Below are 11,665 nucleotides of genomic sequence, written 5' to 3'. Positions count from 1 at the left end.
CTATTGGAACATTACTAGTCTGGAAAACAAAAAGAAAAATTAGAAGAAGAAAATTTATTGATAATTATAAAAAAAGTTTAAAATTGACTGATTCTTATATTCCTGTTGATGACAAAGTTAAAATGTTAGTTTTAGATGGACAACAGAGATTACAAAGCTTTTTTATTGGCTTAAAAGGAAGCTATGAAAATAATGAATTGGTTATTAATATTTTAAGTGGTGATTCAGTAGCACCAGACGATATAAAATATAAATTTAAATTTATTAAAAATAATGAAGTTGATTTCCCTTGGGTAAAAATTAAAGAAATAGTTTTTAGCAATAAAAAACATAGACAAATAGGAGAAGAAATTATTGCAAAATCAAAAAGTGAATTATCAGATTTCAAAAAAGATAGAATTAAGGATAATATAGACTTAATAAAAGACATATTCACATCACAAGAAAATTTAATATTTCAAGAAGTTGATAGTGTTGATAATCCCGAACTTTACAGTGAAGATGAAATTGTAGAAATATTTATTCGTGCTAATTCAGGTGGAACACAACTTGGAAAGTCCGATTTATTGTTTTCATTACTTACTTCAAGTTGGGAAGAAGCAGATGAAAAAATGGAAGAGTTATTAGAAAAATTAAATAAAACAGGATATAATTTTAGTCGAGATTTCACACTAAAAACTTGCCTTGCTATTTTAAATAAAGGTGCAGCATATAAGGTTGAAAAGTTTAGGGATAAATCTACAAGAGAGAAAATAATAGAAAATTGGGATGAAATTTCAAATGCAATAAAAGAGGTAAAGGATTTTATTTATGGTAAAACATTTTTACAAACTGATAAAACATTGCCATCATATTTAGTTTTGATACCATTAATATATTTTAAATATTATTTACCAGATGAATGGAAAAAAAGTAGAGATTTAAACAAATATCTATTAAGAACACTGCTAACAGGAGCCTTTAGTGGTAGTCCAGATGGTTTAATTGATAAATGCACTAAAAAAATTAAAGAGAATAAAAATTTTAATGTTGATGAAATTTTTGAAATTATTAGAGCAGACGGTAGAAATTTAGAAGTTTCAAAGGATACAATTATAAATCAGCATTATTTGTCAAAAGAAATCCACCTGTTGTTTAATATTTGGTATGGTTTTAATTATCAGCCAAGCTACGAAAATAATAAACCACAAATTGATCATATATTCCCTCAAAGTGCGTTAAAAAGAATTAAAGATATTAATCCAAACACGGATAGGAAAGATATATTAAGATATAAACGATATGATAGAGATCAAATAGCGAATTTAATGTTATTAACTGCTAAAGAAAATGGCTCTGGTGGTAAATCCGATACATTACCAGAAGAATGGTTTAAAAACAAAGGTGATGATTATTTGGATTTACATCTTATTCCTAAAGACACTGATTTATGGAAAATTGAAAATTTTGAAAAATTCATAATTGAAAGGAAAAGATTAATTCTTGATAAATTTGAACATTTTATGTTTGACATAAATAACTATTAATTAACCAGCTAACAAATTCATTAACTTTACTGCAGTGTCCTGTTCCAGTGGGAATTTTAGCAAAATAGGTCGGGTTCTGACCCGCCGCGGCGGGGAAAAACCCGACATTTTAACTGCACACGCAGCAAACTAAATTCGCTCCCCTGTCTCCAAACACAGCTTAAGACCAAGAAAAAAATCGTTTTACATTCGATATTATTTCCTTATTTTATAAAACTATTATTATTTACGCTGTCGGGTCCCCAAACCCGACAGCAGCTTTAAACGGAGAAATCTCGTGAAAGAATCCTGGGTAAATCAACTCACTCCCGGCCAGACTATTAATGACAGCTTCGTCCTGCGCAAGCTTGATATTAGAGAATACGGCGGCAAGAAATATCTAAGCCTCGAATTTGGCGACAAAACCGGCCGTATTGGCGGGGTATGCTGGGAGAACGCGCAGGAATATATTCAGGATATATCAATCGGCAATATAATCAGAGTTGCCGGAACTGTCGGTACATATAGGGATGTTCCTCAAATAAATGTTATATCTATGGAATCTTTGAGGGATGGTGATTATGACCCCTCGGATTTTTTGCCAACCGGCTTGCGCAGTCCCGAGGAAATGCTGGCTGAAATCGATAAAATAATCAACAGCATTCGGGATTTTCATTACAAAGCCCTGCTTTCTGAGATTTTTAATGACGGCATACTTAGACGAAAGTTCTCGTATGCGCCAGCCGCCAAGCTCTGGCATCATTCATACATCGGCGGGCTGGCTGAGCACTCATTGAATGTTGCCTATCTGTGCCGGGCGGCATGCGAGTTGTATGATGACCTCAACCATGACCTGTTAATCACCGGGGCTTTGCTTCATGATGTCGGCAAGGCGGATACATACTCGCTCGACAACTTTTTCGATTATACCGATGAAGGCAGGTTAACAGGCCATATTGTAATCGCCGATAGAATCATCTCCCGCAAAATCGACCGCCTTGGCGATTTTCCTGTCGAAAAAAAGAGATTAGTACGTCACTTGGTATTGTCTCATCATGATGCTTATGAGAAAGCATCACCGGTTTTGCCCCAAACGCTTGAAGCCAACGTGCTTTCGATAGCCGATCTGTTGGATTCGCGGGTTGGCGGCATATTAAAAGTGAAAGCAAAAACCAGACAGCCCGGTCAGCGCTGGTCCAATTATGTGAAGCTCTTAGAGAGATTTATTTATTTTGATGATAAACAGGGAGAGGATTAAATGGCGAAAAAATCTTTAATGCCAACAACATTGTTGACGCCGCTGCCGGCTGTGCTGGTTGCATGCGGCGATATCGATGATAGGCCAAATATAATCACGATTGCCTGGTGCGGCATTGTCTGCTCCAAACCGCCTATGATATCGGTTTCTATCACAGAAAAACGATACTCCTATGAGCTTATCAAAAAAAGCGGAGAGTTTGTTGTAAACATGACCGGAAGCAATTTGGTCAAAGAGGTTGACTTCTGCGGCAACAATTCGGGCCGAGATTTCGACAAGTTCAAGACAACCGGCTTGACTCCTGAACCTGCGCAAAAAATTAAAGCGCCGCTTATTAAGGAATCGCCGATAAACCTCGAATGCATGGTAAGGCAAACCCTCAATCTTGGCTCGCATTACATCTTTATTGCTGAAATAGTCGCCACTCATATCGATAAGTCCATCCTGAATTCGGATGGCGCATTAGATGTGGAAAAATTAGATCCCTTGATTTATGCAGCGAATGCCCGTCAATACTGGTCAGGTTTATCCAAAGTTCATGGCTTTTACGGCTACACAAAGGGGAAATGATAAACGATTTCAGTTTCAAAATATTATCCTCTGATGGTCATGCTCGATGCGGCTTAATAAAAACGGCTCATGGCGATATCCAAACGCCGGTATTTATGCCGGTGGGCACGCTCGGCACGGTTAAAACGCAGTCGCCCTCCGAATTAAAAGAGCTTGGTGCCGAGATAATCCTCGGCAATACCTATCATCTATACCTTCGCCCGGGAGCCGATATTGTCGCGCATGCCGGCGGTCTGCATAAATTCAGCGGTTGGGACAAACCGATTCTCACCGATTCCGGCGGGTATCAGGTGTTTTCACTGAAAGCCTTAAACAGGATAACAGATGAAGGCGTCGAATTTCAGTCGCACCGCGATGGTTCGCGGCATATCTTCACGCCTGAAAACGTAATAGAAATTGAGCGCAAACTTGGCGCCGATATAATTATGCCGCTGGATGTCTGCACCGTATATCCGACCGAACAGCATCAGGCGGAAAAAGACGCTCAACGTACGCTGGCATGGATGAAGCGCGCTAAAGTCAAGTGGCTGGAAAATCCTCAGCATCAAACGCTTTTCGGTATCGTTCAGGGTTCAATCTTCGAAGACCTTCGGCAAAAATGCCTCGAGGATATAACTGATTTAGACCTGCCCGGCTTGGCACTGGGCGGATTATCGGTTGGCGAACCCAAAGCGGACTTAATCAGGATTCTGGATTATTTGGCGCCGCAGCTTCCCTCAGCTAAACCGCGCCACCTGCTTGGAGTCGGCACGCCGGAGGATATCATTGATGCTGTTTATTATGGCGTAGATATGTTCGATTGCGTCATGCCCACCCGCAATGCGCGCAACGGCACGATATTTACTCGCAAGGGCAAGATGACAATCAAAGCCGCTGTCTATGCGGAGGATTATCGGCCTATCGACCCGGAATGCGGCTGTCCTGCCTGCCGAGGATTTACGCGCGCCTATATTCGCCATATGCTGTCGGTAGGGGAGATACTCGGCTTGCGGCTGACTACCGCTCATAATCTGTATTTTTATATAACTTTAATAAAAGATATTCGTAAAGCTATTGAGGAAAGCAGGTATCAAAGCTTTAAGGCTTACATGTTAAAAGAGCTCGAATCAGGAGTTGAAGAGTTGTACGCATGATAAGATGGTTGTCAATCACGAAACATAATATGAGCATAGGGGCGTCCGCCTATAATGAACACCCCGGCGCGTAGGGGCGTATTGCATACGCCCTCTGTTTATATAACAGAAGTAAGTCGGGTTTTCCGCCTAAGGCGGACAGCGGCGAGTAGAAACCCGACATCTTGATGCAATAAAAATAAAATAAATAAGGAGGAAAAATGTTTGAAAAACTGCGAGCTATTCTCAACAGGGTTGAGGCGGATTATGCCGATATCCGGTATGAGGTAAAAAAAGATGCGGTTATTACTTTCAACAGCAAGGAGCTAACAGCAATCAGCTCCAATACCACTGATGGTTATGTGCTAAGGGTTTTAGTAAATGGCGGCATGTCATCGGTGGTGTTTACCAAAGTAGGCGATGCTGAAAACGCTATGCGTATTGCCGAGGAAAACGCCAAGCTAATAGCAAGAAATATCGACAAACCGATTAAACTGGCAGCAACGGAAGTCATCAAGGATACATTCATCCCGACGCTAAAAGAAGACCCCAGAAATATTTCAATGGATGAGAAGCTGGAGCTTGCCGGGAAATATAATGATATTCCGCTTAGCCATGAAAAAGTTGTGTCCACAACGCTAAGTTATAAAGAGAACATCAGAGAAAAATATTTTCTAAATTCAGAAGGTTCGGAAATCCGTGAAGACTTAATAACTGTAAGCTATGGCGGTGAAATAGCCGCTAAGGATGGCAGCCTGCTTCAGAATGTTCGAGTCGGGTTTGGGGGAAGTAATGGCTTTTCGACGATTCGCAACCAGGAACAGCTTATTGAAAAAAGAACCGGTATCGTTTTGGATCTTTTAAAGGCTAAGCCGGTTAAAGGCGGAGTTTATAACTGTGTCGTTAATCCGAGCCTGTCCGGAGTGTTTGCCCATGAGGCATTCGGGCATTTCTCCGAGGCGGATATAATCGAAAAACTTCCGGCAATGCGAGCCAAGATGAAAATAGGGGATAAGCTCGGCAGCGATATAACAAATATCAAAGATGATGCGACTATGCCGGACCAGCTCGGATTTTACAAATACGATGATGAAGGCGTGCGTGTTCGTCCGACTCAGCTTATGAAAAACGGCGTGTTAACCGGCCGTCTGCATTCACGAAGAACCGCCGTCGAGTTTGATGAGCCGCTTTCCGGCCATTCAATCGCGGAAGACTACAAATATGCCCCTATTATCAGAATGGGAAATATTTTTATTGAACCTGCCGAACATAGTTTCGATGGGCTTGTTGCCATGCTTGGGGATGGTCTTTACATTCTGGATGCCAAAGGCGGTCAAACCGCTGGTGAAAATTTCACCTTTGGCGCTCAATACGGCTTTATTGTGAAAAACGGCAAAGTCGGCGAAATGGTGCGCGATATAAATATCTCTGGCAATTTATATCAGACCTTAGCCAATATCGCCGCGGTAGGTAATGATTTAGAATTAACCAAAGTAGGCGGCTGCGGCAAAGGCCAACTAAATATCCGTTCATGTCATGGCGGACCTCATACGCTCATTAACAAACTCGTTGTGGGAGGTGTATAATGAAACAACTATTGGAAATGGCAAAAAAAGTCAGCGATCAGGTTGAGGTTTATTCAACCGAATATACAAACAATGAAGTAAAATTCAGCAACGCCAAACTTCATGAGATTGAAAGCAAGATTCAAACAGTGGTTAGCTTGAGAATTATTAAAGACAATAGTCTTGGCGTTACCCAAACCAGAAACTTGCTCAATAGGGAAGAGCTTATCCAAAATGCGCTTGATTCTCTCAAGGGCGGAGTCGAGGCTAACTATAATTTCCCGTTCACTAATGAACTGCCGCATTTATACACATACGATTTATCAGCCGATTCCCTGTCGAATACACAATTAGTAAATGAATGTTCCCGCATTTGTGAGCATCTGCAGTCGCAGACTGATGGCGAGATTATGGCTGGCGCAGCCATGGATATAAAGAAAATCCGTATTATTAACAGCGCCGGAACTGATATCGCCGATCAGTTTACCACCTATTTCTCCTATGGCGGTATAACATATCCCGGTTCGGCTTCTGCTGTCTATAGAATTCATGAAAAAAAATATTTTGAACAAATGCCGGCAGATATGATTAAGGAACTGATTAATATCTACAATAAATCATCTAAGGTGGTTGAACCAAAGGGCGGGAAGATGAAAGTCCTGTTTATGCCCAACAGTTTAACGGCATTAATCTGGAGAATTCTTAGCGGCACAAGCCTGGTGAATGTATATAAAAAAATGTCGCCGATTGCTAGGCTGACTGGCAAAAAAATATTTGATGAAAAGCTCACTATCGTTGACAACCCACATGATGACAGATTCCCGGGCGCGCGCGCTTTCGATGATGAGGGAGTGGCGACTAAGCCGATGAAGATTATCGAAAAAGGCGTGTTGAAAAACTTCTATTCGGATCTGTGTTATGCCAGCAAGCTAAACACTGATTCGACGGGCAATAGCTATGAGGGCAGTCCTGCCCTGGCTCATCTGCAGATTAAACCGGGCAAGAAATCCTTAGCTCAGATGATAAAGTTAATCGACAGAGGTATAATCATCGAGGGAGCGATGGGTGCTCATAGCGGCAATATACCCAACGGCGATTTTTCAGTCGGCGCCAGTCCCGGTTTATATGTCGAAAAAGGCGAAATAGTCGGCAGGGTTAAAGATGTCATGATAGCCGGCAATGCCTATAAAACGCTGAAAAGAATAGTCGATATTGGCAAAACACAAAGCCTTGCCGCTGTTGCGATGTGGCCTCATTGTATGGGTAAAGTGCCGCCGATACTATGTGATAGTGTCAGCGTAACAACGAAAAACTAAAAAAGCAAAAACGCCCGCCTTGGGCGGATGCACCCTCTGGTTACCAAGCGGCGCTTGGTAACCAGAGCTAAAAACTAAAAAAGCAGGGTTGTCTTCATTAAGCGGATGCCCCAGATTGTTGATAAAAGCCGTGGTTGGTGTACGTCCCCGTGCACCAACATTATCGTGCAGGCATCCCCTACCCGATACCGGCAATGCCTATTTCTCTAACGCTTTCTTGTATATCTGCATATACTTTTTCGCTGAGCTGTCCCATGAGAAATCCTGCATCATGCCCCGCTTCATAATATCGGTCCAGGCTTTTTTACTCTTGTAAACCTCCACGGCAAATTTAATGACATTAAGCAATTCACTGCTGTCGTAGTCTTTAAACACAAAACCATTGCCGGTATTTTTAACCGGGTTGCAGTTGGTTATTGTATCAGCTAAGCCGCCGGTTTCTCTCACAATCGGCACGGTTCCGTATTTTAAACTGTAAAGCTGATTTAAGCCGCATGGCTCATAGCGAGAGGGCATCAAAAACATATCAGAACCAGCCTCGATAAGATGTGCCAGTTTATTATCGAATTTTACATTAACCGCCAGCTTTTTAGGATATTTTTTCGCAAGTTTAGCAAATATCTTTTCATATTTCTCATCGCCGGAGCCAAGAATAACCATCTGTATATCAAGCTCGAAAATGTCATCGGCTGCCTCAGCGAGCAAATCGAATCCCTTCTGGTCTGCAAAGCGGGATATCATACCGATAAGAGGAACATCCCGACGCACCATCGGCAGCTTGTTTATTTTTCTCAAAGCGTTCTTATTCTTCTTTTTGTTGGCGAGCTTATCAGGCTGGTAGTTTGCTTTTATCAGCTCATCCGCTGCTGGGTCCCAGATATCGTAATCTATCCCGTTAAGAACGCCATAAAGATCATTAGTGCGGTCGCGTAAAATTCCCTCCATACCGCAGCCGTATTCCTCGGATGATTGAATCTCCTTGGCATATCGTTTTGATACAGTTGTTAAAACATCAGCGAAATTAAGCCCGACTTTTAAAAAGCTGATTTTGCCATAATATTCAAACCCGCTGGTGGGGAAAAATAATGTCTTTTCTATATCGAGTTTGAGGAACGTCTTGGCAGGGAATAGCCCTTGATAGGCTATATTATGAATTGTAAAAACCGTTCGAGTTTGTTTAAAATAACCGGCGCCGTAATCAATATATTTTATTATTGCGGGAATCAAACCGGACTGCCAGTCGTTGCAGTGAATTATTTCCGGTTTCCATTCTAAAGCGATAATAGATTCCAAGACCGCTTTGGAAAATGCAATGAACCTTTCGTCATTATCTTTATAGTCCTTGCCGGTTTCAGGCGACAGATATAAATCATCTCGGTCGAAATATTTATCCATCTTGATAAAATAATATTCGCAGCCGGCTGTTTTTTCAGAGCTATGATACAGATCGAATGTCTCTTGACTGGATACGGCCGTTATCGGAATATCGGATTTCAAGGGCTTTATTCCGTATTTCTTTTTACTGATGGATGAATATAATGGCAGAAATACTTTAACGGTATTTCCCATTTTTGCTAATGCATCCGGCAAGGCTCCGGCTACATCGGCAAGCCCGCCGGTTTTAACAAAAGGAACAACCTCAGGCGATATATATGCTATTTGTAATGAACTCATTTATTTCTCCTTCATGGGGTTATATGAATCAAACCGAAACAGGCTTAACTTCATTTAAAAACCGGGCGGCATCCTCAGGTGTTGTCGGGTTAATATAAAAACCTGTGCCCCATTCAAAACCGGCAACCTTCACAAGCTTGGGTATAATTTCAATGTGCCAATGATATTCTTTTGGATAATAGTTGTCTAACGGTGCGGTATGTATCATTAAATTATAGGGGGGGTCATTTAGAGCTGTTCGAAGCTTTTGCAGTGTTTCTTTCAGCAAAGATACCAAACTTATTATTGCCTCGCCTCTTATCGTTTCAAAGTTGGATTCATGAAAACGCGGCATTATCCATGTCTCAAACGGAAAACGTGAGGCAAATGGCTCTATCGCTATAAACATGTTATTGGCCGCAACGATTCTAATATTGTCGTTTAATTCCTGCCTGATAATGTCGCAGTAGATACATCTTTCTTTATAATCATAATACCGCTTGGCGCCGTTTAATTCTTCCATGACTCTTTTTGGCAGAATAGGAGTTGCGATTAGTTGTGAATGAGAATGTTCCAGCGAGGCGCCCGCTAACTCGCCCTGATTTTTAAATACCAGTATATATTTGAAGCGAGAGTCTTTTTTCAATTCGATAATCCGTTCACGGAAGGCGCGCAAAACATTCCTGAAATCCTCAAACTCTAAATCGGCAAGGTCTTTCATATGATCAGGCGTCTCGATAATTACCTCATGAGCGCCAACGCCGTTCATTTTATCAAAAATACCGACTCCTTCACGGTTTAAATCGCCCTCAATTTTCAAAGCTGGAAATTTATTCGGCACCACTCGCAGCGTCCAACCCGGCGTATTAGGAGCCGAACCGTTATTTCTAATCGCAAAAACCTCCGGCGGCGTCGAACTTTCATTTGAACTGCAGAATGGACATAATTTCTGGTTCCTGGTTTTCGTTACGCTCTTAAAATCAGTAGGCCGCTTGCCTCTCTCTGTAGAAATAATAACCCACCTTCCGATTATTGGATCTTTTCTCAATTCAGGCAAGCTGTCCTCCTAATCCTTGATGTAAACCAATACTTTCTTGCTAATGCTCTCATAATAATCCCAACAGCTGGCACAAGACCTTGTCTCTAAGGCATGTCTGTGTGCAGCAGCAAGTCTTTAATCAAACAGTATCGGCAATATGTTTAAAAAGCTTCTCGTAAGCTAATGTAAACTTTATATCCCGACGCCTCATAGCTATTTTAGCTATTTCAATTGCTTTTTCAAACTTGAAATCAACAAGATTACCGGGAGTTCCCCATCTGAAATGACCGATTTCCTTATCGGTAAATAAAGCTCCGCCATATATATTCGAGCAAAACCCTATCGCCATTCCGGTATTAAGGAGCGTGCCTATGCCTGTTTTAGTATGATCACCTATGAAACAGCCAACCTTAATCGAACCTGTCGGAATAAGCTGGCTGTTTAACTGAACTTGTATCTCGGAATAATTGTTTTTCAAATCCGAATTGGTCGTCAATGCTCCAAGGTTTACCCATTCTCCAATATAGGCATGCCCGATGAATCCCTCATGTGCTTTATTTGAACAACCCATGATAATCGTTTCCTCAAGTTCGCCGCCTGCTTTACAGGTTGGCCCAAGGCTTGAGCCTTCTCTTATCATACCCGCCAAAGCCCGGCTGTTTTTGCCGATATATGCCGGTCCCTGAATCAATGTCCGCGCCTCGATTACAGCGTTCTCATCTATTATTACCGGTCCCGCAGAGGCGTCGATAAATGCGTCATCGAAAACTTGAGCAGTTTTATGGACAAAAACATTACTGCCATATTTTTTCGATAAAGAAGAGCTTTGCCAACTGCTGATGCCGGGTATATGTTTCAAGTCAAATACAATTGCTCTGCCATTATAATTAACGATATCCCATAGATGTTTAAACATCGAGTCTTTTATATCGATAATATTTGAGATACTCCGAAAATTATCAGCCTCGAACAGCAAGCCGTTTTCAGCACTCAGGTCATTAAATTTATCAGCCGATAGTCTGGCGCCGATTAATGCATTATCGCTAATAAATGCAGTATCAGGCTTGGCATTTAAAAGCTGGTTATATAGCTGAACATCCGGCATCAAAGCCGCATTAATAAGCAGGCAATCATTCTTAATGGCGTCAAAGTTATTAACGGAAACTTCATACTTTTCGCGGGCAACATCAGCCAAATATTCGCGGCAGCTTAAACAAATGTTGTCAGGCTTGAAAAACCTTCGATAGCGTTCGACAATGTTATAGCATCCATAAAACAAATCGAATACAGGATGAGATACCGATAGGGGATAGAAACCATCAGCATTTTTATCCTCGAATATAATTAAATCCAATTCACGTTCCTTTCGAGAAAATTATTTTCCTTAAGCTGTCAGGTCATTTATTCCTGGTTCATAGTTACCAAGCAGGAGCTTGGTAGCTAGCATTGAAATTCACGTTCCTTTCGAGAAAATTATTTTCCTTAATCTGTCAGGTTATTTATTCCTGGTTCATAGTTACCAAGCAGGAGCTTGGTAGCTATCATTGAAATTCACGTTCCTTTCGAGAAAATTATTTTCCTTAAGCTGTCAGGTCATTTATTCCTGGTTCATAGTTACCAAGCAGGAGCTTGGTAGCTAGCATTGAA

9 protein-coding genes are annotated in these 11,665 nt (G+C 41.3%); 6 read left to right on the top strand and 3 right to left on the bottom strand.

Annotated elements, in window-relative coordinates; translation table 11 throughout:
- The 6 genes from J7K40_07960 to J7K40_07935 all read left to right on the top strand — a co-directional run.
- A partial coding sequence (locus J7K40_07960) for a DUF262 domain-containing protein (protein MCD6162333.1) occupies positions 1-1,526 on the top strand: 1,526 nt, incomplete at its 5' end.
- A 277-nt stretch (positions 1,527-1,803) separates the two neighbouring features.
- Positions 1,804-2,763, top strand: a complete 960-nt coding sequence (locus J7K40_07955) for an HD domain-containing protein (protein MCD6162332.1) — start codon at positions 1,804-1,806, stop codon at positions 2,761-2,763.
- On the top strand, positions 2,764-3,333 hold the full coding sequence (locus J7K40_07950) for a flavin reductase family protein (GenBank protein ID MCD6162331.1): 570 nt from the start codon (positions 2,764-2,766) through the stop codon (positions 3,331-3,333).
- A complete protein-coding gene (gene tgt, locus J7K40_07945) occupies positions 3,330-4,466 on the top strand; it encodes a tRNA guanosine(34) transglycosylase Tgt (protein ID MCD6162330.1) in 1,137 nt (378 codons plus the stop codon). Before J7K40_07950 ends, tgt begins: the two co-directional genes overlap by 4 nt.
- Before the next feature lie 200 nt (positions 4,467-4,666).
- Positions 4,667-6,031 carry a TldD/PmbA family protein gene (locus tag J7K40_07940; protein MCD6162329.1) on the top strand — a complete coding sequence of 455 codons (1,365 nt, stop codon included), beginning with the start codon at positions 4,667-4,669 and terminating at the stop codon, positions 6,029-6,031.
- A complete protein-coding gene (locus J7K40_07935) occupies positions 6,031-7,326 on the top strand; it encodes a TldD/PmbA family protein (GenBank protein ID MCD6162328.1) in 1,296 nt (431 codons plus the stop codon). Before J7K40_07940 ends, J7K40_07935 begins: the two co-directional genes overlap by 1 nt.
- A gap of 198 nt (positions 7,327-7,524) precedes the next feature.
- On the opposite strand, the gene glgA is transcribed toward J7K40_07935, so the two are convergent.
- The 3 genes from glgA to J7K40_07920 form a co-directional block, all read right to left on the bottom strand.
- On the bottom strand, positions 7,525-9,000 hold the full coding sequence (gene glgA / locus J7K40_07930) for a glycogen synthase GlgA (GenBank protein ID MCD6162327.1): 1,476 nt from the start codon (positions 8,998-9,000) through the stop codon (positions 7,525-7,527).
- 28 nt (positions 9,001-9,028) lie between these two features.
- Entirely contained in the window at positions 9,029-10,036 is a 1,008-nt protein-coding gene (galT, locus tag J7K40_07925) for a galactose-1-phosphate uridylyltransferase (protein ID MCD6162326.1), read from the bottom strand.
- Between the two features lie 121 nt (positions 10,037-10,157).
- Entirely contained in the window at positions 10,158-11,372 is a 1,215-nt protein-coding gene (locus J7K40_07920) for a hypothetical protein (protein ID MCD6162325.1), read from the bottom strand.
- Between the last annotated feature and the right edge of the window lie 293 nt (positions 11,373-11,665).

This window comes from Candidatus Zixiibacteriota bacterium (assembly GCA_021159005.1).
Lineage (GTDB): Bacteria > Zixibacteria > MSB-5A5 > UBA10806 > 4484-95 > JAGGSN01.
The sequence above is the reverse complement of the archived record's forward strand: the minus strand, read 5'-3'. Positions and strand labels throughout refer to the sequence as shown.

Bases quoted from the DNA above. Each gene is read 5' to 3' on its own strand.
- J7K40_07950 (MCD6162331.1), top strand. From the start codon at position 2,764: ATGGCGAAAAAATCTTTAATGCCAACAACATTGTTGACGCCGCTGCCG.
- tgt (MCD6162330.1), top strand. From the start codon at position 3,330: ATGATAAACGATTTCAGTTTCAAAATATTATCCTCTGATGGTCATGCT.
- J7K40_07940 (MCD6162329.1), top strand. From the start codon at position 4,667: ATGTTTGAAAAACTGCGAGCTATTCTCAACAGGGTTGAGGCGGATTAT.
- J7K40_07935 (MCD6162328.1), top strand. From the start codon at position 6,031: ATGAAACAACTATTGGAAATGGCAAAAAAAGTCAGCGATCAGGTTGAG.
- glgA (MCD6162327.1), bottom strand. From the start codon at position 9,000: ATGAGTTCATTACAAATAGCATATATATCGCCTGAGGTTGTTCCTTTT.